A 24669-nucleotide genomic window follows, 5' to 3' on the forward strand; every position below is an offset into this window, starting at 1 on the left:
CCATTCTAATCATCCCTCAAGCTGCGGCCGGTCAGCGTCAGGAACACCGTCTCCAGACTCGGCTGTCTCTCGTCGACCGAGCGGATCTCCATGCCGCCCTCCATTATGCATTGAAGAACCCGGTTCAGGTTGCCCACCTCGGCGTCCGATTCTACGCGAACCGCGCTCCCTTCAACGTCTACGGCCACGGCCCTCACTCCGGCGATGCCGCGAAGCTTATCCTCGTTCAGTCCTTCCGCGGATTTCAGCTCGATCATTAACGTCTTTCGATCGGTAATGATCGACTTGAGCTGCGCCTTCGTCCCTTCCGCGATCATCTTGCCATGATCCATAATGGCGATGCGGGTGCAAAGCTCTTCGACTTCCTCCATGTAATGGCTCGTGTAGATAATGGTGCAGCCCATCTCGTTAAGCTTCCTGACGGAATTCAGAATGTAGCTGCGCGACTGCGGGTCGATGCCGACCGTCGGCTCATCCATCATGATCAGCTTCGGACGGTGGGCGATGGCGCACGCGATGTTCAGCCGCCGTTTCATGCCCCCCGAGAAATTCCGCGGGAAGCTCTTGTGCTTGTCGTCGAGCCCCGCGAACGCGAGAGCCTCTACCGTGCGACTCTTCAATTCCGCGCCCCTCAATCCATATAATCCGGCAAAAAAATGAACATTCTCATATGCCGTCATATCCTCGTAGATGGCAATTTCCTGCGGCACGAAGCCGATGTTCGACTTCGCGAACCTGCCGTTCCGCGCTATATTGCGATCCAGCAGCCGAATCTCGCCTTTGCTCGCCGGAATCAAACCCGCGATCATGTGGATCGCCGTGCTTTTGCCCGCGCCGTTGGGGCCCAAGAGTCCGAATATTTCGCCCTCCCTAATGCTGAGCGACAATCCGTCGACCGCCGTAAAGTCGCCAAACGTCTTCGTCAATCCCTCCAGTTGCAGTACGTTCATCCGCATTCCCTCCCGTAACTCTTTCGTCTTGCCCTTATCGTACAAAAAAAGATGAACCCCGCGGAAGTGCGCAAGTTCATCTTCTGACATGAGAAATCTCATGTTTATGAATATGGCGATACTCATGCCTTGCCGCAAGGAAGGAGCGTCGTGACGGAGAAACCCGCCGAGCCGTCTACGATGACCTTGCCGTTCGCGGACGCCGCCCGCTCCTCCATGCCGGCGATGCCGAGTCCCTTCACGATCTTCGAAGCTCCGACTCCGTTGTCGGAGACGCCGGCCTTTACCATCGTGTTCAGCACCTCGATATGGACCGATACGGTGGTTGCCCTGGCATACTTCGCAGCGTTCGTCAGCGCTTCCGTCACGTTGCGATGGATAATTTGCCAGTGCAACTGCTCGATTCGGCCCACGTCCCCCTCGAAGGTAAGCGCGACGCGCAGCCCCCCGTGCGTGGCCGCAAATTCGTCGATGAACAGCCGCAGCCGGTTCAGCCCAAGCTGCTCGGCCAACGGCTTCATGTCCCGGAGGACGAGGCGAATGCTCTCGATGCCTTCCTTGGAAATGGCGATCGCGTTGCCGAGCAGCTCGGCGGAACGTTCCGGATCTTTGGCCTGCAGCCGTTTGGCCGCCTCCATCTGAATGAGCGCTCCCGTCATGGAATGCCCGATCTTGTCGTGAATATCCTGCGAGAGACGGTTGCGTTCCTCCAGCTTGAACGTATACTCCGATTGGCGGATGTAGTCGTTGCTCTCGCCAAGACTCCTTTGCAGGCGATGGATGTCGGCGCGCAGCGCCTCCATCGCAGCCTTAGCCGTCGCGGATTGACGGGCGTGCCTGTCCAGCAGCAAATGGAACAGCAGCGAGAGCAAGGCGATTAGTCCGTAGGAAGCCTGCAGGTCGCCTTGAAGAAGCGGCAGCGGCGCCAAGGCAGGCAAGTATAAGAGAGCATGCCATTGCGAGAATCCGGTATTGTCATGGACGCCGCGTTCCGCTGTCGGCTGCAGTGTGCCGGAAAGCGGCGGACCGCCGGGGGCGTCCGTATACCGCTCGCTCCCGTCCGGCCAACTCAAGCGCGTCATCGTATACGCCGCTCCGGATGCCTGCCGCGCCGGGCCGCTCGTTTGGCTATACGCCGCTTCGGAGGCTTGACGCGCCGAGCCGCGCATTTGGCTATACGCCGCTTCGGACGCCTGACTCGCCGGGCCGCGCGATCGGCTGTATGCCGGTCCTTGCACTCGCTCTGACGACCGTAAATCTGCCATGCTCGCGGCTATTCCATACAGCTGAATCGGCAGAAACAGCGTCATCGCCGGCTCGACGAAATAGGCAGCGGCGGCGATGAACAGCGTTGCAAGCGTCTGAGCGGCTCCTTTCCACGCTGGCCCGCGCTTCATATACGCCAGCAAGTCAAAGCTGATGTACAGAAGGATCGCGATCGTGTCCAGGGCCTGCCGGCCATCCCCGTAAGTCGTGAAAACGACGTATAGCAGCAGGACGAGCTTGAAGCCGATCAGCCATGTTTCGGGCCGCAGATCGCGCCCCATCAGCGGCGCCCCTCTCCGGTCAAATAATAGATCGCGATTTGCGTACGATGTTCGAGCCCTGTTTTGCCCAGGATGGATGTGATGTGGTTGGCGACCGTACCCTCCGACAAGAAGGCTTGCTTCGCGATCTCCTTGTTGGACAGTCCTTTCGCGATCAGCGACATGATCTCCAGCTCCCTCGCCGTAAAGAGGTCCCTGTCGATGTTCTTCCCCGCGCCGTTCTTCGCCGATTTCTCATTCTCCGATGGGCTCATCAGACCGGCGGCAAGCTTCTCCATTACGACGTCCTGCAGCACATGATGCCCGTTATGTACCGTGCGGATCGCATCGCGGATTTCCTCTGGATCATTGTTCTTCAAAAGATAACCTTTCGCCCCGTTCCGCACCGCCTCCGAAATGAAACGATCCTCGTCGAACGTCGTCAGAATAAGCACCTTCGTCCGCGTCCGCTGCGTGATTCGGCCCGTCGCCTCCACGCCGTTCATATTCGGCATCTGCACGTCCAGCAGCGCGACATCCACCTCATGCTCTTCGCAATAGGCCACCGCTTCCGCCCCATCCTGCACCGTCGCCAGCACCTCGAACTCCTCGAACGTGGACAAGATGATCTTCATCCCTTCCCGGATGAACGAGTTGTCGTCCGCTATCAATACGGTAATTTTCAATGTCTCCGCTTCCCCCTTCTCGATGTCCCGCTCCCGCCTCGATTTGTTTTGATCTTATCGCATGCCGGTGGCGTTGTAAACGAATAATGCAGGCAGGTTACTCAAACATTCTAACGGACACCGGCGGCGCTATTCTGCCTCAAATCGCCGATCTTGAAATCCAACGGACACGGATGACCTTATTCGTGCGAATGAGGCTGGGAGCAGCTTGTTACTGGCCAAATAGCGCTTCTCCCGTCCGTTAGAATTCGAATAGCGGCGTTTCCATCCAAATAATGTCGTCTATGTCCATTAGGCTCGGGATGCAGGTGGGTCTTCGTACAGGGAAGCGGAAACGGGACAAAATAAGGAAATATTAAACTTTTCTTAATGGGCGGGAAACGTTTGTCGGGTATAGTCGTGAGGTTGGTAAGCCCAGCATGATGTTCATATTTTGAACGGCGACTCCTGCGGCGCCTTTTCCAGATTGTCGAAGCTGGCGACGAGCAGCGCCTGGTCCCTGTTGCCGAACACAACGATAGGAGCCCGTCCATGTGAAATTGAATGAAAAAACTCCTTAACCGGGAGGTCAAGGAGTTCTCAAAAGCATGTTAAGACTTCAGCTTCGATAAATTAGCGAACCCGAATCTCGCCGTCGTAAGAAGCGATGACGCCGTACAGATCCGGACGCCGGTCGCGGAAGATGCCCCACTCTATGCGCTGCACTTCGAGCTGGTCGAGATCGAACTCGGCGACGAGCACCGTCTCTTCGTCGCGACCCGCCTCGGCCACCATGTTGCCCTGCGGACCGGCGATGAACGAGGATCCGTAGAAGTTGATCGAGGAATCTTCGTCGCCCTCTTCGCCGATGCGGTTGGACGCGATGACCGGCATAAGGTTGCAAGCCGCGTGGCCTCTCATGCACATCTGCCAGTGGTCCTTGGAATCGATCGTGCCGTCCTGCGGCTCGGAGCCGATCGCCGTCGGGTAGAACAGCAGCTCCGCGCCCATTAACGCCATGCTGCGCGCCGCTTCCGGATACCACTGATCCCAGCATACGCCGATGCCGATCTTGGCGTAACGCGTCTTCCATACTTTGAAGCCCGTATCGCCGGGGTTAAAATAAAACTTCTCCTCGTAACCCGGTCCGTCCGGGATATGGCTCTTGCGGTATTTGCCGAGCACCTCTCCGTCGGCGTCGATGACCGCGAGCGAGTTGTAGCGCGCGTAGTTTTTCTTCTCGTAAAAGCTGATCGGCAGCACGACGTTCAGTTCTTTCGCGATTCCGCGGAAGTGATTGATTGCCTTGTTCTCTTCCAGCTCCGTCGCGTAGACGTAGTAGTCGGCTTTCTCCTTCTGGCAGAAATACGGCGTCTCGAACAGCTCCTGCAACAGAATGATTTGCGCGCCTTGCGCCGCCGCTTCGCGTACTAGTTTCTCTGCTTTGCGGATGTTCTCTTCTATATTCGTTGAACAGCTCATTTGAGTAGCTGCTACTTTAACGGTTCTCATGGGTATGTTGGCCCTCCTTGTTTTTTCTGTTACGCCCGGCGAGCGGGCATTTGCTGTGTCGTGCAATGGACGTTGCCGCCCTCGCGAATGATGGCCATGCCGTCAATCGTGCGGATCCGGCGATCCGGGAAAGCCGCCTTCAGCTTCTCGATCGCCTTGCGGTCGGTCTCCTCCGCCGCTCCGCCGAACACTGGCAGGATGATACCGCCGTTTACGAAGTAGAAATTCAAGTAGCTCAGCGTAAGACGAGACTCCTCGTATTCGGCGTAAGGCGGCTGCTCGAGCTCGATAATCTCCAGCTTGCGGCCCTTCGCGTCTACCGCTTCGCTCAAAATGCGGCGGTTCTCCTGCGTAATCGCGTAGTTGTCGTCGGATGGATCTTCGCATACTTGCAGGATAACCTTGCCTGGCGCCGCGTAGCAAGCGATGTTGTCGACGTGACCGTCCGTCTCGTCCCCGCTAAGTCCGCGCTTTAGCCAGATGATGTTGTCTACGTTCACGAACTCTTTGACATAACCTTCGATCTGCTCGCGGCTAAGCTCCGGATTTCGATTCTTATTCAGCAGGCACTCTTCCGTCGTGAGCAAAGTGCCTTCGCCATCCGTATGGATAGAGCCGCCTTCCATAACCAACGGGGCGTCGAATTGTTTTACGCCGACATGCTTCAGAATTTGCGGCGCTACGGCATCGTCCAGATCCCATGGCGAATATTTGCCGCCCCAGGCGTTGAACTTCCAGTTCACGCCGGCCAGCTCTCCATCGCGGTTTACGACGAATGTCGGGCCATTATCGCGCAGCCAAGCATCGTTATGCGCGATAGGCAGACATTCCACGGCATCGTTGCCCGCAAATAGCGCGCTCACTTTGTCGAGATCCAGAGGATTTACGACGACCGTGATCGGCTCGAATTCCGCGATGGCGTTTACCAGCTCCGCATAACCGGCGCTGACTTCCTCATAATGCTCGGGATAGACCATCGAGGCCTGCACCGGCCAGCTGATAAACGTACGTTCATGCTCCGTCCATTCGGCCGGCATTGTATAATTCAATTGTTTCGGATTCATATGAATTGGTTCCCCCATTATCGCAATCGCAAAGTACTTCAGACGTTCCTTACCGCTGAAACCATCCTTATCATATAACAAATCAACCTTGGTCTCAATTGTCGGATTATGAAGGTAATCCATTGCCGCAACTTCAATATCAGGCTTAGCGTTACATTCATTAGAAAGGCGGGAGCACTATGCGGAAAAAAGCGCTCATTTTCATCGGCTGTTTTACTATTATGGTTGCTTTGGCAATCGTAGGCGCCAGGGCTGTCTACAACGATCATCCCGGCTTTTTTAATATGTTCAAAAGCTTCACCGTTCGAATCGACAATCAATCGGACTTTGATCTTGTAAAGATCGAGACTGGCATTCTTCAAAGCGATGCGCAGGGAAATACGATAGAAACCGGCTCAACAGACGTCGTAAAGGATACTCTCGTCAGTGGCGGAAAACGGACTTTCAAGCCTAATCTAAGTATTCAAGGCGAGGGCGGGGTGTATATGAAAGTGACTGATTCCCGCGGCCAAACAGAAACTTACAGCGTATGCTCATACACGGAATCTTTGTCTGGGCAGACTGACGTTACTGTAACCAATGACGGTGTGAAGATCGACCAGGATTGTTACTGAAAATCGCGGAAAAAGGCTGTTGGCAGTCCGTGACCTTTGGCGGTGCAGCGCGTAACATTGTCGAGAATAATAGGTCAAGTAGGGAGAAAACTTATACTTTCTTACTATTCACCGTGTCTGTAGCGGCAAGTTTTGTTTAAATTGTTTTGTCCCGTTGACCGGATTTTGCCTGAAACCTATTATTGAGATAATTAACATGAAGGTGAGTGATTCTCATGCAAATGCTTAAATCCAATAAGTCCATCAATACGGTGCGGAAGGGATAAATCTAAATGATCCCTTCCGTGGTAAATCTAATTCACGGAGGGAAAGTAAATGTCTTTTAGTTACTATGGAGAACTATGTACGGAGGTCTATGACCTTACTAAGAAAATCGGTCAATCTTTTGGCGGTGATATAGAATATTACCGTGACAGACTTAAACATTGCAAGGGTCGTATTCTTGAAGCAATGGTCGGGTCTGGACGTGTAATCATTCCGCTTCTCGAATCAGGTCTTAATGTAGATGGAATCGACTATTCTCCTGAAATGTTGGCTTCTTGCCGTCAACGTTGCGAGGAACGAAACTTAGTCGTCAATTTGTACGAATCAAATCTCCAAGAACTTTCTTTGCCCGATAAATATGAAGCTATTATTATTCCAGGCGGTTCTTTCTTGTTAATTGAAAAACGAGAAGAGTCACTAAACGCTTTGAAGTGCCTCTACAACCATCTTCAGCCAGGCGGGCGTCTAATTCTCGACCTGTTTCTACCTGACAATAACTTTGATCGTGGTCAGTTTGGTGAAACGTCAACATTCAACTTAGCGAATGGAGACATTATCACAATGGAAGACAAGCTTGTTGAAGCAGATTTATACAATCAATACAAAGTTTCATATCTAAAATACGAAAAATGGCGTAACGGTGCACTTATCCAGACCGAATTACAACGTTTCGCATTACGTTGGTATGGTATCGAAGAATTTAAACTCGTGTTAGAAAGCATCGGCTTTTCGGATGTGGTTGTATCTGCTGATTACGAATACGGCAAGGCACCAACAAATGGGAAGCAGAAATTTGTTTATGAAGCGATACGACAGTGAATAGACCACAGGGGTTCTTGGTTGTAAGCACAGCAACGGGAAGAACATATGAGTCATGCTTGCCGCGCTGAAGCCGTTGGACGTAATCGATGCCTTTTCTTGGCCAAGCATGCTTCTTCAAGTTCACGAGTGAGATTCACAACGATCGGAATGATTGCCAGCTCTTCAACACTTTTGCCCTACTCGTTAGTTCCTCTACCTTTCTAACTTAAGGAAAATGCAAAACACAACCCGCGACAATATTCGTCACGGGTTGTATTCAGTTGACTATTGGGCTGCTGCACGGGATTTTTTTATACCGTGGTCTCCGTGGTCTGCCGGTTCCTCGCAGCTACCGGCACATCCCCTAACACCCGCTCCGCGAACCGCGCGCCCATCAGCTTGTAGCCTTCCGCGTCAGGATGCAATCCGTCTGGCAAAAGGCCGGCATCGGCTTCTCCGAACCAGTCCCTTCCGTCCCTGTAGGTTAAGTAACAATCGCCATGGCGTTGCAGGATATCCGCCGCTTCCGCCACCTGATTCCGGTAATCCTCGACTGTCATGCCCAGCAGATTCGGCCTCGTCTCCCGGTCGGTCGCGAAGATCGGAGACACCAAAATAATCGGCGTGACGGGATGCCGCTCCCGAATGGTTTGCACTAGACCGATGACGGCGGGCAGAAACGTCCGCGCGCTAAGCGTGTTCGCGCCATGTACGTTAATGCCGACGCACAAGGTGATAAGATCAGCAGGTAGATCCCGGATCATACGGGCAACCATGGGCTCAAGCGCGCAATTGCCGGAGAATCCTAGGCAAGTCAAATTGAGGTCAAGCTGCTTGGCCGCGATAGCCGGCCAAGTCTGCGTCGGGCTGGCCGCCGATCCGCATACCGTGATGGAGCTTCCATACGTGACCCATTTCGGCCGGGCGTCCTGCGGTTGTGGCGAAGCCGACTTGCCTTCCTCGAGCTCCAAACCGGTTATAGTCATGTGGCCGCGTTGGGGCAGCCAAATTTCGATGTTTTTGCCACCGCCGGGGAGATTCGCCCATTCTGCTGCATCCGTACCCTCTGGCAAGTCCACAGTGCCATGCAGCTCTCCGTTAACGACACAGTCGATCCTCAGAACGAGATCGACGGGGAGGAAACGAAGCGTTATCGTCGGCGAGTCCGTTCGGAATCGCAGTCGAACTCCCGCGCAGATGCCCGCCTGCCCGTCGATGCCGTTAGGCGGGAACAGCTCGTACTCTGTATGAGGTATGCGCCACGGCTTGACGCCATCCTCTCGCCGCTCCACCGATACTGTGCCTGCGAACCAATCTTCCGTTGGAATGATCTTCACTGGGTTGACCCCTTTCTCGAACATGAAGGAAATATCTTGCGCTCTACTGTTGCCAGTATAACGCTCACTATTGCCCTCCCGCCATTACAGATGCAAAGGAAATCATGATCTTTTCGCGCATTTTGCTTGCTGTAAGCCGAAAAAGCCCCGCTACAGCATCAAAATATTTTTTGATCCTCGGAAGTTTTGTATATCCGCTCAAAACTCCATTCATTTTTCGTACAAACTTGTTCCCATAACGATTCTGGCAGCTCATCGCAAGGGCACCACAAATAATCGGCCACATTTGTTTCTGCAGACGTCCACATGTCACTGACACATTCCAGACTGTTTTTTTCAATGATAGCAAACCTGATGGATCTTCGATCTTTGGCGGACTTGCCCTGCTTCTCGGAAAGCTCGTCCAACCATTTCAGTTGATCCCTAGTTTCTATCATGCTTTTCTTCAAGTCTTCCCCCAGTTGTCCGGGCAAGCCGTCCGCAACATCCAGCATCATGTCATGCAGCTCTTCGGAATTATAAATGCCGGTATGCAAAACCTTGTAATAGGAGTCGCTGTCGCTATATAGTTCTTCTCGGTCTCCTTCTTTGCCATACCCGTCCGTCCCCACAACACCCCAGAACGTATCGGTGTATAGTTCCTGAGGAATATCATAAATGTCTTTAATTTGGGTCAGATAAAACCCCAGAACATCCGATTCCGTAGCATCAATGGCTCGGCTTACTTGCCGCACTCGCTCCCCATGATATGGATTAAAGCTATGTCCGCCGGCAGCTCCGACCTGTTTATATTGCGCCGTGATGATAAACTTGTAGCCGGGATTAAAGTTTTCTTCGGTCAAGAAGGTATCAGAGGGCTCCACTTGAAGAACAATATGCTTTACATATCCCCATCTTAAGTCATCCCACACCTTCACGAACTTAACCTTCATAATGGCCCTCCGCAAAAATATCCGTATAATATCGTTCGAATGTTTGAGTATAAATACTATCAATAAACAGCATCGTCGAGCCATTGTCATAATAGTTGTAGGCGAGAAATTTTTCCGTAAACTTGTACAGCCTCTTCCTGAGATGATGAACATCCAACGAAAACCTTGCCGCCAGCTCGGTATCGAGAATCTTTTTGTTATCGTAAATCGCCTGGATCAGCTTCGCATTTTCTTTGTCCATCAGATTTTCGATATGGCGACGCAGATAACGATGCATCTCATCGCTGACTTCTCTGTCCATCTTCTCGTAATCTCTGTCTTTCCATAATTCGTCCAGAACGCCGAGCGATAGCGACATAAAGGAAGAGAGGTTATACATGATACATCCGTATATGCTCTCTTCGGAATTGTCGTTAAACAATCCCAATGCGCCAAGTGATATATAATACGGCACATCTTTCGCCAGATACCCCTTTATGCATGCGAGAGTAGGTAGAATCTGCTTGTTATAAAATTCATTTAATGCAACAGACAAATCCGGGGCCAATTTCCTTACCATAAGGAACAATGCTTCGATAGCATGATCGCTGTCTGCTCCGGATATCCGATTGAGTTCCTTGAGGTTAATCAGAGATCCAAGCATGTTCAGCCTTAACACGATATCCTTCATTGTTGCCCCTGTAATAAAGTCGCCACCCACATCCGTATGCCACAGATTTATGTTCAGATGCTTTAGCATCAACGAATTAATCGCATTGCATTTGCTTATGATTGCGTTGCTAAGCGCCGGATCGGCGTAGCCGTTTGGCCTCGACAGTTCTTCTTTTAGCGCATCCAGCTTCGCGTCAGTCGATTTTTGCCCATCCTTGATTGTTTTCATAATTAATTTTGTATCAAACGTCAGGTTTTCATTGATATAGCCGTTGAGCCGGTCAAGATACTCATGCAAGATCGAGACAATTTTCTCTTTTTCCGTAAATTGAAGCTTGGGGTTTTTAAGAAAAAAATCTTCAATGACGCTTTCGCGTTCGTCGTTCGAAAACAACTCCGAAATCGATGAAACGGAAAATTGGGATGCGTTGCCGGAAATATACTGATCCAGCTTCTCTTCCGTAAATTCATCGTTTAGATTGCTTAAAAAGGTTTCTCTAAATTCCAGGCCAATGCGATCAATTTTTGTTTCCTTTCTGTAATCCTTCCAGTTACCCGCTTGTTGAATAATCCAAGAATGTAGCGTGGCAAAGCTGCTTAATCCGCTCACAAAACTCAAAAGTCCCAATGTTCCACTTCCCGTTCATCTATATAGTCGTCAATCCCTCATCTAATCTCCCGTGTTTCCTGAACCATCAACAAAACGCCGCAACCCGGATCCAGGGTTGCAGCGTTCTGTTGCCTGCCGATCCTATCGTTGAAGAACTTCTTTCATGCTGAGATCCGCTTTCTTCGACTCTTCGACTTCGAACAAGCCCTGCTCCTTGAATCCGAACAAACCCGAGATCAGATTCGCGGGAAACGAAGCGATCGCCGTATTAAACGCGACCACGTTCGCGTTGTAAGTACGACGGCCGGCCGACAGCTTCTCTTCCAGATCGGCGGCGGTGTGCTGCAAGTGCAAATAGTTGTCGCCGGCCCGCAGTGCGGGGTATTCTTCGGCAAGCGCCACGATACCGCCGAGCTTTCCGTTAAGCTCGTCCAGGGACTTAAGGTTGTTGTTCCCCCCGATGTCCGCTCTTTGCCGGACGATTTCCTTGAGCGTGCCTTCTTCGTATTTGGCATATTCCACGACCGTATGCGCAACCTTGAGCAACGCGTCATAACGTTGCTGCAGATAGATTTCGATAGCGCCTTGCGTCTCCTTGATTCTGTTGCGCATACCAAGCAGGCTGTTGTATTTCACGATGATGTATAAGACGACTGCAGCAATAAGGATGATAGCCCAAACCATGATATTCCTCCCATGATCTTATTCGACTAAATATAGGCCTATTGTAGAATGGATTTTGAGGAATAACAAGGAAATTTTACTCATATTGTCGAATGATTCTACCCATAGACCTACTACTTTATTAACGAAAGAAGGCTACTTGATCATGCTCCCTTCCTATGAAGAGGTTACCAGAAACATTTCCGCGCTCGATGCATGGGAGCGGCTGCGCCACCATCGCAACCGCAGCATCGTTTGGCGAGGCTGGGGCATAACGATCGGGCTTGCCATAGCGGCGATCGGGATCGCTGCCATGTGGTACGCTGTCGAAGCCTCCGAATCCGTCAGCAGCGGAACCGACGAAGAATTCGAAGGCTACTTCTACCTCTTTCTGTTCGGTATCCTTATCGTCATCTGTTCGCCCATCTATATTCGCCAGGCCTTCCGCAAAGCGCACAAAAGATACAGCCGCTTTTACAAGGAGCTGATCGTACCGCCCATGGTCGCCAATATGGTCAGTCAGTCCTCCTACCCCGAGCTCAAAGGAGGGCGCTTCAACTGCCGCTACAAAGCGAATGGCCATATTTCGAAAAATAAACTGATGGAAATACCTATATTCACCCATTTGGGAGATGCGAATCTGTTTCATGGAGAGGATTATTTCGAAGGAACGCTGGGACTAACCGACTTCCAGCTATGCGAGATCCACGCCCAAGAGGAAGAGAGGGATCACGACAGCGGGAACAAGGTCAGATCGACCCTGTTCGAAGGGCTGGTGTTTATCGGGGATTTTCACAAGAGCTTCGAGGGTACGACCGTCATCGTATCGCGTAAGGGCAAGATCAGCCGGTATATGCCTCATGTCGGGGACTCCATGAAAACGATCAGCCACGAATTCGACAAGATGTTCCGCGTCTGGACGACCGACGAGACGACTGCTCGTTATCTGCTGCCTGTGGATATGTTGGAAAGGCTCGCGGCGCTCCGCAAGCGGTATCCCAAAAACGCGATGTCCATCTGCCTGCACGACGGAAAGCTGACGATTGCCATCCACTGTATCGACTACTTTGAGGCCAAGGGAATCAAGAAGCTTGAGGACGACGGCATTCTTCATACCTACAATGAAATTCGATCCATTCTGGACGTTGTGGATCTTCTCAATCTGAACACGCGGATCTGGAACAAGCCGGCCATGACGCAACAACAAAAGTCTGCGGGCTCCGAAAAACGGAAGCATGGTCGTTAATGCCGACTGACGCGCGTCTTCGCCGAACGCTCGCGGCAATAAGCGCCATTGGCTATCGCAGTTCATATGCAACGCTTCTCCGTGCCGCATTTCGGCTTGAATCCATTTTGTATTATACTTGGAGCAAGAACGGTAACAGGAGCTGATTAACGAATGAGCATGAAGCAAGAGCTAATCTCAAGGCTGACTACATACGTGCAAGTAGATACGCAATCCGACGAGAACAGCGAGAGCTGTCCTTCCACGCCGGGACAAATGACGCTGTTGCGCATGCTGGTGGAAGAACTAAAGAGCATCGGCATGGCAGACGTCACGATCGACGATAATGGCTACGTGATGGCGACGCTTCCTGCCAATACCGACAAGGAAGTGCCGACAATCGGCTTTCTCGCGCACGTCGACACGGCTACCGATATGACGGGAGCGAATGTAAATCCGCAGGTCGTCGATGCGTACGACGGCAGCGACATCGTCCTGAATGCGGAGCAAGACATTGTCCTATCATCTCGCGAGTTCCCGGCGCTCTCCGGCCATATTGGCAGCACGCTGATGACAACGGACGGCACTACGCTGCTGGGCGCGGACGATAAAGCGGGACTGGCCGAAATTATGACCGCAATGGCCTATCTGATCGCCCATCCCGAGATCAAGCACGGGAAGATCCGCGTCGCCTTTACGCCGGACGAAGAGATCGGCCGCGGCGCGCACAAGTTCGACGTAGCGGCATTCGGCGCGGAATACGCCTATACGATGGACGGAGGTCCGCTCGGCGAGCTACAGTACGAGAGCTTCAATGCCGCTTCCGCCATTGTGACGATCAACGGCAAGAACGTGCATCCCGGCACTGCCAAGGATAAGATGATCAACGCAACGAAGCTGGCGATGGAGTTCCATGCCATGCTGCCGCCGCAAGAGGTGCCTGAGCATACGGAAGGTTACGAAGGCTTCTATCACCTGAACAATATGGCGGGAGACGTCGAGCAGATGCGCCTGCATTATCTCATCCGTGATCACAACCGCGAAAAATTCGATGCCCGCAAGGCGGAGATGACGCGAGTGGCAGAAGCCATGGCGGCCAAATACGGCGAGCAACGCATTGTGCTGGAGCTCAAGGTTCGTTACTACAACATGGGAGAGAAGATTGAACCCGTATTCCATATCGTCGAGATTGCCCGGGAAGCGATGGAGAGCTTAGGCATTAAGCCGCTCGTCGAACCGATCCGCGGAGGCACCGACGGCTCTCAGCTCTCCTTTATGGGACTGCCGACGCCAAACCTGTTTACCGGCGGCGAGAATTACCACGGCCGTTACGAATACGTCTCCGTCGATACGATGGAGCTCGCCGTAAAGACGATCATTGAGATTGTGAAGCGTTACGAAGCTCGCGCTTAGCGCTCATCTTTCACACATGCAACAGACCTCGGGCGGTTCGCGCCAAGAGGTCTGTTGTTTGTTGCGGGAGAATCATGATGCTTGTTCGACAATCTCCTCAAGGGAAAGTCCTTCCGGAGATAAGTCGCTATAGCTTTGGCGGTAATCATCCTGTTGCCAACTACTAAGTACAGATGGATCGATAATCGTTTTATCCATCAGATTTAAGTACTGGGGATTGTGCTCCTGTATCCATTGCCTCGCTTCCTTGATATCTTTATTTCCAGGAACAACGATGGACTGCGGTATCAGATCAAATAAATTGTTGTAGGATTCGCGTTTTTCATACAATCGAGTAAAAACTGCGGTGCGATCGTCGTACACGTCAAGCGATTCATCCACCAGCCTGTAATAAAAGCTTTGCACTTTGGCATTTTGGTCGACCGGAAACGGTCTCTCGAATCGAAGTAGCTTAAGGCTGCGCCGATCGTTATTGAACCATTTATTTTGCTCGTAAACGACCGCATACGAAATATTGATGGCCGAATCGTCACTTACCTCGTTATATTGTTCCTGCGTGCTGGAGATCATATTTTCACCCGCCGGGCTAATGGAAAGGCTGTATTCGTTCATGTTTATTCCCGATCCGTAAACTCTGTCCACCTTGATTTCCTTAGGTTGTAAAAAAACAATGATACAGGCGCCAACCAAAAGGGTGGCGCAGCCAAGTCCGACAGACAACAACACAGACTTTTTCACCGATCCCCCTCCTCGTATAATCATGTTTGCAAGTCTCTTGTTATTAAACGAATATCAAAGCCATTGGTTGCGTTAAAGTGCGTCGTGCAAGGCAAAACGGTTACGCCTTCCTTTGGAGGCGGGGCGTGTCTCGTTCCGAGAATTATAGGGAAAGTACGGCGAAATCATATACTTTCCTATAATTGAGAAAGGACGCTCCCAAACCCTCGGTTTGGTTACGTCCTTCTCATTTTCTTGTGATACCTATCCGTTATGCGACGCGGCGGAAGCATCCTGCTGCAACATCCGCCTCTGCCCCCCACGTTCGATACTGGAAGCAATAAGCAGCTGCGCCGCGAAATACGTAGCCATGATCAGTACACCCGCGAACGGCAATTCGCCTACGAATTTATTCCAGGCCAACAAGGAATCCGATGCGATAAATAGCAGCGCCCCGCCCGCGGCCAACATGCTTCGGCTCATTATGGCCGACCAGCCCATGGCTCCGATGACGACGATATAAACCACAACGGGGATCCAGAGACCCTTCTGGCTGTCGTCGGTCATCATGCTGTCGTAAAATCGGCTTCCTAACACAAGGGAATAGCCAACAATCAGAATGCCGGACGTAAATCCGATTGCCATGCCATGCCGCTTCCCTTCCTTGTTCTGCAGCTCGCTGCGCCCCCTCCAGCGCGTCATCATCGCCGCTACGTAAAACAGGTGTCCCACCAGGAAAGAGCCCAGACCATACACGAACCACGGATCGTTCGGCAGCAGCAGGAACGTATCTCCGCCGATGCTAAACACCAGACCCGCCAGGACTAGCTTTCGATAGGCCGAACCGTTTCTCCCGTCTCCCGAAGATACCGCCGCAAGCACGATGATAAGCGCCATGGGCAGTAGCTTAAATAACCAATGCAGCCATTGCTGGTCCACCGATAACGTCGCCAGATGGACCATCGCCGTGAGGACGATGAGCGTGATCAAACGTTTTTTATCCATTTCGTTCTATCCCCCTTATGTTGCTAAAGTGTCTTCATCGCTGCAGGATCAGCCCGAATGCTCCCTGCCCTCCCAGTCCCTGACGAACGCGCTTGTCGGAGCCGGCCAGTGTTGGAGCAGCATGACGATCAGCCATGCGGCGGATGCGCCAGGCAGACCGGTTATAAAATAGAATACGCCCACGAATGCGATAACGTTCGGCAAGCATGCCAAAGCGGTAGAAACAGTAGATTCTAGTCATTCGGCCGCGAGTGATGCATGAATTGTAAGCGCTTAAAAAAGGGGATCAACTTAAGCCCCGCTCGCCCGCTATACAGTAATATTGACTATACTACGATTGCAACACAGCGGAACCGGGCTGTCAACGAAAAGATGCGCACCCTTGTCCAAGGACGTTCAAAAGCCAAGAAAAACAGCTTCTTATACAGGGTGGTCACCATTCCTCATGGATAAAGGGAAAAACGCCCTCTAATTGCTCCATTCTCGCCGTTCCCTGGGTTTTAGAGGGATATCCCTCAAATTCCGGACGTATCCCTATATTCATTCAAAACCTATACGATTATTGGGCACTTTTCCCTTTAATTCGTGCAAATAGCTCGATTCATTGCGATTTAAAGGAGCTTTTTCCGTTAATTTCTGGATTAAGCGTACGATCGCCCCCACCAATGCTCGAGGATGTGCCCTGCGTTTAATCGGAAGTTTTTATCGCCAATAGGAGCGGTCAAAAAAGAAGACTCCTTATCCGCCGTAACCGGATAAAAAGTCGTCAAATTGCATTCAGACCTGTCCTCGTGTTGGAAACGGACTCGCCGCTCACCCTTGCGCAACCAAATCCTGTTGGCCCAGCAAACGGCCGAACAAGCTGCGGCGGTCGCTCGCGAGCTCCGCATAACGGCCTCTCTGGACGATCGCTCCTTGGTCAACGACGATAACTTGATCCGCTTTCCGAATGGTCGATAGTCTATGCGCGATAACGATGACAGCTATTCGTTCTCGCAGTCGCTCCAGCGTCTCCTGCACCCTCCGCTCCGTTTCCGTGTCCAGCGCGCTTGTCGCCTCGTCGAGAATCAAAACAGACGGTTCCCGCAGCAGAGCCCGCGCCAGCACCAGACGCTGCTTCTCGCCACCGGAGAGCCGAACGCCTTTATCCCCGATCTCCGTATCCAGCCCCTGCGGCAGCCTGCGAACTACATCGGCGGCGCAAGCAAGCTCCAACACGTTCCAAAGCTTGTCGTCCGAAGCGTCCGGCTCCATCAACAACAAGTTGTCGCGAATACTTGCGCTAAAGAGAAAGGGCTCTTGCGACACATAGCTGACGGAACGCCGCAATGACAGCAAATTATCATCCGTCAGCGGCTTCCCGTCCAGCCGCACCGCTCCCCTCTCCGGACGGTTTAGCCCCATGAGCACGTCGACCATCGTCGTTTTGCCTGCGCCCGAAGGACCCACGATAGCTGTCATGCCCTGCGCCGGAATGACAATGTCCACGTTTCGCAGCGCATACGCTTCCTTGCGAAGGTCGTAACGAAACCAGACTCCGTTCAGCTCTATTGCCTCATTCAGCCTGATGGGACTTACATTGCTAAAGCTCTCGATTTGCAATTCCCGCGAACGCTCGCATTCGTTCTGAAGCTCCACCAGCGCTTCGAATGACGGAATCATGTTCGACAGGTTCTCCAATCGGGATTGCATGCGGACAACAACTGGCCACAACCGCGAAAACAACAACACGACAAGGAGCAGCTGGGCGGGTTGCGACTGGAACAAGTGGACAAGAAGATAAACCGCGCCGGCGAGCAGCACCGAGGACACGACGCTATAAAGCATCTGCGAGTTCGTCTTAAGCCGCGTAAATGCCACTGCGTTATCCTCAGCTTGACGGCATACGTCGCCCATCCAGTCCGCATGCGCCTGCTCCAGCGTATTGCTTTTGATATCTTTGATTCCGTTCAGGTGATCCGTAATGCCGGCGACGTACACCCTCGACAGCTGTAAATTTTGCTCCCCGAACTCCTCCGATCTTCGCGTAAAATAACGCGAGCAGACCAGCAAAGCCAGGCCCGCGGCCAGGATGCCCGCCGTTAGCCACGGAGAAAGCAGAAACGCAAGAACGATTTTAACCGCTGCAAAGATTAGCGAAGACGCGAATTGAAAATAAGCGCTTAAGCCGTTTTTTACCTGGGCGATCTCCGTCGTCATGATTTTGACGATGTCCGACTTCCGGTGCCGAATAAAGAAATCCCAGTTTGCACGAAGCAGCCCCTTGTAAGTATCTTCCCGGAGCTTGCGAACGAAGCCCTGCTGTATTTTTTTGTTCAGTATCGTCTGATGGCGGTTGAATAGACTTTGGCAGACGGTGATAAATACATAAATCGAAAGAATAAGCGTCAAGCTTTGCGTCCTGGGCACATCCTCGAACCATTGGAACAGCCAGCCAACATATGGCATGCTGCCCGAATCGAATTCGATAAGCCCTGTAATGGCGATCAGCGGAAGAATGAGCAGAAGTCCTACCGATTGCAGCAGGCCGATGAGCAGCAGCGCGACCGAATTGAGCCAAAGCACGGGCCCCGCATAACGATAGACTTGCCTTGCAAAACCGAAAATATGGCTCATAGGCGAAGACAATCGATAACGGGGGAGTGTACAACTCGCGTAACATCGCCTCTCATGACGCGTTCTCCCGCTTTATAAGGAGATTTTCGAGCACTAGCTGGACAAGTGCCGGAGCGGAGTATTGATCCCGCTGCCTGCCAAGCAGCATCATGTCCGTCCGGTTTGCCAATCCCGCGATTGTCCGGAAATGCCACTCCAGCAAGCCCATAGGTTCGATCAGAGAGCGATGGAAGGTGTGGAGAGCAAGCGTGCGCAGTCGCTCCGCTCCTTCTATAGGAACAAGCTCAGTGGCGTCTTCCCGCTTCGCGAGCTCGAATATGCCGGCAAGAGGCATCGGGGCATGGCTAAACCTCGCAACCGGAACAGCATATTTCGTACGAATCTCTTCCGCCAATTCGGCCGAATGCGCCTGCCGCTCGTAGACGACACGAAGTCCCTCCCGGCTGACCCCTAATTCGCTCAGGCTCTCCTGCCACAGCTTCTGTTCGGGGAGCGCGGGCCAGACGATCGCCAGCTCGTTATCCGTGTCCGGCAGGACGACGGGAATAATGTCATCACTGACGAAAGAGAACCCCTGATCGAGCAAAGCCTTCGTCAGCGTCGACTTGCCTGCGCCCGAACTGCCGACAATCGCATACGCCAGGCCGTTTTTGGCGATAGCGCTGCCGTGCAACGGGAGAATATTTCGCTGCAGCAGCAGAATCGCCATGCAATAACCGTCGAGAAACAGACGAATACGCTCCAATTGCGCGCCTTCTTCGGGGCTAACGATGACCCGGGTACCCGCTTCCACCGAATAGACGGCCGTCTGACCAATCCGAAACAGTACTTTGTCATCCAGTACGACGAACGCGTCGTCCGGAGTAGATACCTCCTCCCATAAAGCGTTCAAATCTCCCCATTCGACCCAAACGTCGGTGCTATGAGATCGGTCCTCCGCCGGCTTGGCGCCCGGAAACGGGATTTCGGTGGCAATATGTAATCCGAAAGCTTTATAGGTGTACCCCTTCCACTGCTCGATCATGGCAGGCCTCCGATTTTCCTCTGTTATTGTTCATTATTAAGAATTGCAAAATGCATCTATCTGTTCCTGTTCAAAAAGTCCGATTTTCAGTACATGGGCGTATGCTTCCGATGCTGCGTTTTTTCCAAAAACGCTGTAGAAGGTTGGATGAAGATTAGGGACTGAGGAGCGGAGCGTAGTGGAAGCTACGTGAGCACCGGAAGTCCCGTCTGAATGCAAGATTCGATGTCGAGATACTTCCAGAGTTACTTCGTAATCAAAATTGGACTTTTTGAACAACCTCTATCTGTTCGAATAAGCCCAAACCCCTTACAGATAGGGATAAGGACTTATCGAATCATATGGCCTTTACGTCTGTCCTAGCTGCCGAAGCCGATGCTCGACGATCCCGAGCCTGAGCCTGAACCGGAGCCCGATCCTGAGCCGCCTTTACCTTTGCCTTTTCCTTTTCCCGTCGCAGTCATCTTAATGTCGAGTGTTTCCAACTTTGGCGTTACCCACTGTTTTTTCCCCAAACACAACACCTCCACTCGGGTATGAGATGCTAAACCAGGTTGAACCGGCTGCGCCGACCTTTTACGGCGAAGCGCGTTTCGTTACGAGAAATATAGAGAAAGTATGGCAAAATGATATACTTTCCTATATTTCAAGAACACGACGTTAGCCTGTAAAAAGAATTCTATTCTGCGCGGTTGTTCTTAATTAAGAACACCTCTACCTCATCTTACTGCCATCTTTACAAATTGTCAATCATGGATTGAAGGCGCCTCTACTCCACTTTCTTTTTGCAAAACAACGGGCTGCAAGCGAACCGCAATAGCGCCGCTCGGCTAGTACTTCCGCCACCTTGCGGCAAGCGGGGGCTCCCACGCTTTGAACGAATACGCTGCCAAAAAACGCAAAAAAAAGCGAGACAAACGGTCAATACCGCTGCCTCGCCATAGCTATTTCCGTTCGTTACGTAAATAAGATATCATTCAGCATGCGATGAAGGAGCAACGCACACTGCTGTCTAGTCGCTTCTGCTTTAGCGGAGAAAACAAACGGGTCACCTGAACCTTTCAGCATTCCTACTCCTTGAGCACTCGAATAGGAGGGCTCAAACCAGTCCTCCAGTTGCTCCTGAATCGCCGCGTCCAGCGGAGCGGAAGCCGGAAGGGAATGGCCGGCATAGTTCAGAGCTCTGACAAGCATGGTAAGCATCTCTTGATGATTAATGGTATCAGCGGGCCTGAAGCTGCCGTCTTCATAACCCAGAATTAGACCAGCTTCAACCGCTGAGTTCACGTTCCCGGCGAACCAGTCTTGCATCTTGACATCATGGAAGCCGGTCTCAGCTGGGGCCGTCGACGGCAGAAGCCCCAAAGCGCGGTTCAGCATGGCTGCGAATTCAGCGCGCGTAACGGACTGGTCCGGCTTGAACGAGCCGTCAGGGAAGCCGTTTACCACCATTTTGTTGGCCAGAAACTGAATGCTTTTTTTGTACGCTGCAGAATTAGGCAAATCGTTGAAAGAGACGCTGTTCTTTGCAACGGCATAGATAGAGTTTCCTTTTCGGAATAGGCTAGCCTTTAACACACCATCAGCATACTCGAATTTGACTGGTACAGGTACGTAAGACTTGCCATTCTGAGCAAGCATGAGACCCGCCAGCGAGTCATAAGACGGTTTAGCCATTTTAAAAGTAAGCACATGCTCCACATAGGAAGCAAAGTCATTTAACTCTTGTTTTTTACCGCTCACTACAGCATAAGCCTCGAAGGCGACCGGCACTCCGAGGAGTTCGGTTCCTAGCGTTAACGCCTCCTCCAATTCATTCTTGGATTCCACACGCTCCAGCCTAATCTCGAAGCGCTCCGCTTGGCCGGCTCCCTCTACCGCATCCTGCAATTCCTCTGCGCGAATGATGAAGGAGCCCGAGGGCGTCGTGAACTCAAGACGCGTGTCCCGACTTGTCTTTAACAGATTCCGAACGCCGCTGCCCGTAAGCTCGAATACGATAATCGTTTCCTCGCTGCCGGTCTCCAAACGAATCGTGCGATCCTCAGCGAAGGAATTCGTCTCTGTTTGGGACGTCAGTTCATCATTCGCGATCGCAACTCTCCCAATCCGTTCGCCATTAATCTGCTCAATCTCTGCCTCCAGTAAAGTTTGCTCCGCCTCGTCTGTCGGCTCTTTAGGGGACGGCAGGCCCGAACCTCCCGAAGGAGGAAGAATCCCCCCGTTGCCGCCACCGCCACCTCCTGGGTTCGGAATCGGGATCCCCCCGCCGCCACCTCCATTCGACTGGGGAACAATTACAACGGTACCATCGCTTTCATATTTGCCGGGAGATGTTTTAGTTACGATCAATTTTTGTCCGGGATTACCGATATTGTAAATCTTCAAAGCTACCGTATGGCTTCCGCTTGGCACAACCGTCTCTCCAAGTAAATATCCTCCGTCCGTGTATACGCTAATCTTGTCACCGGGATTAACATTAGTGACCCGTACCTCATCATCAGCGCTGGCATTTTTCGTAATCATTATATCTCTAGTTTCAATGTTCGGCGTTGTATAACCGTCGAAGATGATAATCTGATAATAATAAGCGCTGGACCCCTCGCGTTCTTGCGTTAAAGCCAGGCCCATGGCGCCGTCAGGGAGAGCGGTTAACGGGAGTTCGTAGACATACGAAGTTTGGCCGCCTGCCCTTGTGGCCAGACTTTCTCCAATCGTCCCCTCGTTGCCATAGAACCAAAGCTTGTAGGTCGTATTGGCATATTCCGCGCCAGGCTTCCAGCTGACCGTCCCCTTCACGCTTCCACTGCTGGCAGAGCCCGCTGTGAACGAAAATTCGCTGGCGAAATAGGCCGGGACGTCCCAAATCAATGCAGTTGCTGGCGGAATATCCGTCAGAGACTGGTTTTTGGGACTAGAGAAAGCTCCTATATATACAGCATTCCCAGGAATATTCGTGATGTTGAGATTATACACGTAGATGTCATAGTCTGGGTCGTATTCGCTCCATGTCTGGACGGGGGAGATTTTGTTTTTGTCAGCATCCAGGTAGAAGAGGCTGTAGCCGTTAAGATGATTATCATCCTCTGCCGGATGGAGGATCGCGATTCCCGTAACCTGATTCGGCAGTTCTCCAAGATCGACGACCTCGAGCAGGGCCGGAGTCATCATCGACCGAATATATTCGTTCATGCCTTCTACGCCCCGGAACTTGTACAGCTGTTTCTCGTTGGATACGTACAACGTTCCGTCGCCATCTTGAAAGACCTCCCTTATGGCAAACGGCAGTCCTGCCGTCTTGGTGAAAGTTTCCTTATCATAGATAGCAGTCGCGCTGAAGACATTATCTCCAAATACGTGGGTGATCGTTTCCGGGTATGTGCCAGCAATCGAACCTGGATCGGAAAGACTTGCCTTCTTATTGCAATAGTACATGCTGTCGCCACTTATTAGCATGCGGGAGTTGCAATTCAGCCCGGTCACGGTTACCGATGATAACACGGTCAAAGTATAGGGATCTATTTTTTGGATCTCACCGTCCTCCGCGATATAAAGCACATCTGAGACCGATTCGTAATAAGCAGCTCCATCGTAAGCCCTTAGATCGCCTACCGCCACATCTCTGGTGCCGTTAGTTGCGTGAAATTCCCGGAATGTATCCTGTCCCCAATAAAAAATATGTCCCTTGGATGGAATGACCCGATCAGGGTTGGAGTCGATTAAAACTCGCTCCACATTGCTTTGGATATCATTAACGTCGATGATGCCGATATGAGTTTCCCCTCGTAACGCGATATACAGCTTCCCATTCAGCAATGAAATATCCGTTGGCTTGGATCCCACGTAACGCTTGTGCTGGAGCGAAAAGTCCGCTTTCCTCAATACTGCCAGCTCATTTGTGTATGAGGAAACTAGATAAATATTCGGATCCGAATCGCTTGTAGTCCAGCTGTCGATTGCATAATTACTGACCACGGATCCTCCCGGCCCTGCCATAAACTCTAATGTGGGCTTCATTGCAAGCAAATTAAAGTCATAAGCCTCGATTATGTTGGAGGTATGAGTACCCGGTTGCAGAAAGGTGCGGCCGCCTGTGCCCAAAAGCACTTTAAGCGCATCATATGGGAAAGTAACCAATGGCGTGTATTGTTGCTTGTCGATTATGCCCTCACTAGTCGCTACAACAGAGGCGTTCATATCCATCAGCTTGGAATCGAGGTGTAAAAAATCCTTAAACCTAGGATATGCCCCATGAATCTGAGCTAAGCTAGTCCCATTTAGCCGAGATCCTCCGAAGAAGACATCCGTTCCATCGAAACCGACGTATGGCGACGGAAATCCGAAGCCGTAATTCCCATCATAAGTGCTGTTGTCCACTAATTGATTAGTCTCATAGTGGATTGCATAAAGATCCGATCCGGTTGAGCCTTGTTCGCCTACATACACCAGCTTTGCAGCCTCATTGGCTTTTAGTACAGCTCTGCCGATAAAGGTTCTGGAATAAACCAGATTGCTGGCTCTAGTGTTTTGATCCAGACGGTACAACTTGTCATCCGCCGTCGAATACAGTACCAGGTCTTTCGTAACCGTCAGTCGTTTGGGTTGACCTGTTGTCGCTAACAGTTCCTTCTTCTCGCCGGTACTTGCTTGAACGACCTGGATGCCAGTTGCCCCTGATAGGGCGATAAACAATTGATCGCCGTATTGCTCGATGTCGGATGGCATGCTTCCAATAGACACTGTATTCGCAATGGTTAGCGTGTCCGCATGGATGAAGTACAGCTTGTTGGTCTCCGAGGAAATCGCATAGATGGCACTTGCTTGTTCATCATATACCCAGTCCGTCAAGCTACCATCCAACGTTAAGGTATACGTTGGAGTTGCAGCCGGTTGCGGCAGCTCTGTCTGCAGTGTGCCTGCCCCTTGAATCGTCTCTTGGTAAGCATGCGCTATGCCGGCGCTTCCCATATTTCCAATCAATGACAATCCCATGGCCATAATTAAAAATAAGATCCTCATCCTTTGCATTCTCCGAATTAGCACGGGCTGCATTCATCCTCCACAATTTTATAATTTGGAA

Annotated in this window: 20 protein-coding genes; 4 read left to right on the forward strand and 16 right to left on the reverse strand. The window is 51.7% G+C overall.

Annotated elements, in window-relative coordinates; all coding sequences use genetic code 11:
• Positions 1-5 precede the first annotated feature (5 nt).
• The 5 genes from H7F31_RS01810 to H7F31_RS01830 all read right to left on the reverse strand — a co-directional run bounded on the left by H7F31_RS01810 (position 6) and on the right by H7F31_RS01830 (position 5717).
• Entirely contained in the window at positions 6-950 is a 945-nt protein-coding gene (locus H7F31_RS01810) for an ABC transporter ATP-binding protein (protein ID WP_187102749.1), read from the reverse strand.
• A gap of 122 nt (positions 951-1072) precedes the next feature.
• A complete protein-coding gene (locus H7F31_RS34535; RefSeq protein ID WP_397373704.1) occupies positions 1073-2497 on the reverse strand; it encodes a sensor histidine kinase in 1425 nt (474 codons plus the stop codon).
• Positions 2497-3111, reverse strand: coding sequence for a response regulator (locus H7F31_RS01820; protein WP_397374633.1), 615 nt, complete (start codon positions 3109-3111; stop codon positions 2497-2499). The genes H7F31_RS34535 and H7F31_RS01820 overlap by 1 nt, the downstream gene beginning before the upstream one ends.
• Before the next feature lie 663 nt (positions 3112-3774).
• A complete protein-coding gene (aguB, locus tag H7F31_RS01825) occupies positions 3775-4653 on the reverse strand; it encodes an N-carbamoylputrescine amidase (RefSeq protein WP_187102751.1) in 879 nt (292 codons plus the stop codon).
• 29 nt (positions 4654-4682) lie between these two features.
• The gene (locus tag H7F31_RS01830) at positions 4683-5717 is read right to left on the reverse strand and encodes an agmatine deiminase family protein (RefSeq protein WP_187102752.1); all 1035 of its coding nucleotides are present in this window, start codon (positions 5715-5717) and stop codon (positions 4683-4685) included.
• Between the two features lie 179 nt (positions 5718-5896).
• Here H7F31_RS01830 and H7F31_RS01835 point away from each other — a divergent pair, with 179 nt between their 5' ends.
• Both H7F31_RS01835 and H7F31_RS01840 read left to right on the forward strand, forming a co-directional pair.
• The gene (locus H7F31_RS01835) at positions 5897-6331 is read left to right on the forward strand and encodes a hypothetical protein (RefSeq protein ID WP_187102753.1); all 435 of its coding nucleotides are present in this window, start codon (positions 5897-5899) and stop codon (positions 6329-6331) included.
• Positions 6332-6646: 315 nt separating this feature from the next.
• Complete coding sequence (locus tag H7F31_RS01840; protein WP_187102754.1) at positions 6647-7414, forward strand: class I SAM-dependent methyltransferase; 768 nt, start codon at positions 6647-6649, stop codon at positions 7412-7414.
• Between the two features lie 293 nt (positions 7415-7707).
• Here H7F31_RS01840 and H7F31_RS01845 read toward each other — a convergent pair whose 3' ends face one another.
• The 4 genes from H7F31_RS01845 to H7F31_RS01860 all read right to left on the reverse strand — a co-directional run bounded on the left by H7F31_RS01845 (position 7708) and on the right by H7F31_RS01860 (position 11610).
• A complete protein-coding gene (locus tag H7F31_RS01845; protein ID WP_187102755.1) occupies positions 7708-8733 on the reverse strand; it encodes an SGNH/GDSL hydrolase family protein in 1026 nt (341 codons plus the stop codon).
• 158 nt (positions 8734-8891) lie between these two features.
• The gene (locus H7F31_RS01850) at positions 8892-9665 is read right to left on the reverse strand and encodes a hypothetical protein (protein WP_187102756.1); all 774 of its coding nucleotides are present in this window, start codon (positions 9663-9665) and stop codon (positions 8892-8894) included.
• Positions 9655-10944, reverse strand: a complete 1290-nt coding sequence (locus H7F31_RS01855; RefSeq protein WP_187102757.1) for a hypothetical protein — start codon at positions 10942-10944, stop codon at positions 9655-9657. Before H7F31_RS01855 ends, H7F31_RS01850 begins: the two co-directional genes overlap by 11 nt.
• A gap of 123 nt (positions 10945-11067) precedes the next feature.
• Positions 11068-11610: a LemA family protein gene (locus H7F31_RS01860; protein ID WP_187102758.1), complete on the reverse strand. Its 543-nt coding sequence runs from the start codon at positions 11608-11610 to the stop codon at positions 11068-11070.
• Positions 11611-11755: 145 nt separating this feature from the next.
• Here H7F31_RS01860 and H7F31_RS01865 point away from each other — a divergent pair, with 145 nt between their 5' ends.
• Both H7F31_RS01865 and pepT read left to right on the forward strand, forming a co-directional pair.
• Positions 11756-12835: a DUF3137 domain-containing protein gene (locus H7F31_RS01865; RefSeq protein ID WP_187102759.1), complete on the forward strand. Its 1080-nt coding sequence runs from the start codon at positions 11756-11758 to the stop codon at positions 12833-12835.
• A 159-nt stretch (positions 12836-12994) separates the two neighbouring features.
• A complete protein-coding gene (gene pepT, locus H7F31_RS01870) occupies positions 12995-14227 on the forward strand; it encodes a peptidase T (RefSeq protein WP_187105173.1) in 1233 nt (410 codons plus the stop codon).
• A 72-nt stretch (positions 14228-14299) separates the two neighbouring features.
• Here the strand turns inward: pepT and H7F31_RS01875 are convergent, their stop codons facing one another.
• The 7 genes from H7F31_RS01875 to H7F31_RS01900 all read right to left on the reverse strand — a co-directional run bounded on the left by H7F31_RS01875 (position 14300) and on the right by H7F31_RS01900 (position 24608).
• Positions 14300-14965 (reverse strand): hypothetical protein, encoded by a 666-nt coding sequence (locus H7F31_RS01875; protein ID WP_187102760.1) that lies wholly within the window; start codon positions 14963-14965, stop codon positions 14300-14302.
• Between the two features lie 243 nt (positions 14966-15208).
• A complete protein-coding gene (locus H7F31_RS01880; protein ID WP_187102761.1) occupies positions 15209-15949 on the reverse strand; it encodes a lysoplasmalogenase in 741 nt (246 codons plus the stop codon).
• A 48-nt stretch (positions 15950-15997) separates the two neighbouring features.
• Positions 15998-16132: a hypothetical protein gene (locus H7F31_RS34105; RefSeq protein WP_261800272.1), complete on the reverse strand. Its 135-nt coding sequence runs from the start codon at positions 16130-16132 to the stop codon at positions 15998-16000.
• Positions 16133-16762: 630 nt separating this feature from the next.
• Positions 16763-18565, reverse strand: a complete 1803-nt coding sequence (locus tag H7F31_RS01885) for an ABC transporter ATP-binding protein (protein ID WP_187102762.1) — start codon at positions 18563-18565, stop codon at positions 16763-16765.
• Positions 18566-18617: 52 nt separating this feature from the next.
• Positions 18618-19589: a phosphoenolpyruvate carboxykinase (ATP) gene (locus H7F31_RS01890; protein ID WP_187102763.1), complete on the reverse strand. Its 972-nt coding sequence runs from the start codon at positions 19587-19589 to the stop codon at positions 18618-18620.
• A 359-nt stretch (positions 19590-19948) separates the two neighbouring features.
• Positions 19949-20104, reverse strand: a complete 156-nt coding sequence (locus H7F31_RS01895; protein ID WP_179215553.1) for a paeninodin family lasso peptide — start codon at positions 20102-20104, stop codon at positions 19949-19951.
• Positions 20105-20546: 442 nt separating this feature from the next.
• Complete coding sequence (locus tag H7F31_RS01900) at positions 20547-24608, reverse strand: S-layer homology domain-containing protein (protein WP_187102764.1); 4062 nt, start codon at positions 24606-24608, stop codon at positions 20547-20549.
• Between the last annotated feature and the right edge of the window lie 61 nt (positions 24609-24669).

It is taken from the genome of Paenibacillus sp. PAMC21692 (assembly GCF_014303795.1).
GTDB lineage: Bacteria > Bacillota > Bacilli > Paenibacillales > Paenibacillaceae > Pristimantibacillus > Pristimantibacillus agaridevorans.

What these genes read in the sequence shown, in the direction of transcription:
- H7F31_RS34535 (WP_397373704.1), bottom strand. Translation starts at nt 2,497, where the DNA reads ATGGGGCGCGATCTGCGGCCCGAAACATGGCTGATCGGCTTCAAGCTC.
- H7F31_RS01830 (WP_187102752.1), bottom strand. Translation starts at nt 5,717, where the DNA reads ATGAATCCGAAACAATTGAATTATACAATGCCGGCCGAATGGACGGAG.
- H7F31_RS01865 (WP_187102759.1), top strand. Translation starts at nt 11,756, where the DNA reads ATGCTCCCTTCCTATGAAGAGGTTACCAGAAACATTTCCGCGCTCGAT.
- pepT (WP_187105173.1), top strand. Translation starts at nt 12,995, where the DNA reads ATGAAGCAAGAGCTAATCTCAAGGCTGACTACATACGTGCAAGTAGAT.
- H7F31_RS01820 (WP_397374633.1), bottom strand. Translation starts at nt 3,111, where the DNA reads ATGAAGATCATCTTGTCCACGTTCGAGGAGTTCGAGGTGCTGGCGACG.
- H7F31_RS01840 (WP_187102754.1), top strand. Translation starts at nt 6,647, where the DNA reads ATGTCTTTTAGTTACTATGGAGAACTATGTACGGAGGTCTATGACCTT.
- H7F31_RS01860 (WP_187102758.1), bottom strand. Translation starts at nt 11,610, where the DNA reads ATGGTTTGGGCTATCATCCTTATTGCTGCAGTCGTCTTATACATCATC.
- H7F31_RS01850 (WP_187102756.1), bottom strand. Translation starts at nt 9,665, where the DNA reads ATGAAGGTTAAGTTCGTGAAGGTGTGGGATGACTTAAGATGGGGATAT.
- aguB (WP_187102751.1), bottom strand. Translation starts at nt 4,653, where the DNA reads ATGAGAACCGTTAAAGTAGCAGCTACTCAAATGAGCTGTTCAACGAAT.
- H7F31_RS01835 (WP_187102753.1), top strand. Translation starts at nt 5,897, where the DNA reads ATGCGGAAAAAAGCGCTCATTTTCATCGGCTGTTTTACTATTATGGTT.
- H7F31_RS01810 (WP_187102749.1), bottom strand. Translation starts at nt 950, where the DNA reads ATGAACGTACTGCAACTGGAGGGATTGACGAAGACGTTTGGCGACTTT.
- H7F31_RS01890 (WP_187102763.1), bottom strand. Translation starts at nt 19,589, where the DNA reads ATGATCGAGCAGTGGAAGGGGTACACCTATAAAGCTTTCGGATTACAT.
- H7F31_RS01880 (WP_187102761.1), bottom strand. Translation starts at nt 15,949, where the DNA reads ATGGATAAAAAACGTTTGATCACGCTCATCGTCCTCACGGCGATGGTC.
- H7F31_RS01900 (WP_187102764.1), bottom strand. Translation starts at nt 24,608, where the DNA reads ATGAGGATCTTATTTTTAATTATGGCCATGGGATTGTCATTGATTGGA.
- H7F31_RS01885 (WP_187102762.1), bottom strand. Translation starts at nt 18,565, where the DNA reads ATGAGCCATATTTTCGGTTTTGCAAGGCAAGTCTATCGTTATGCGGGG.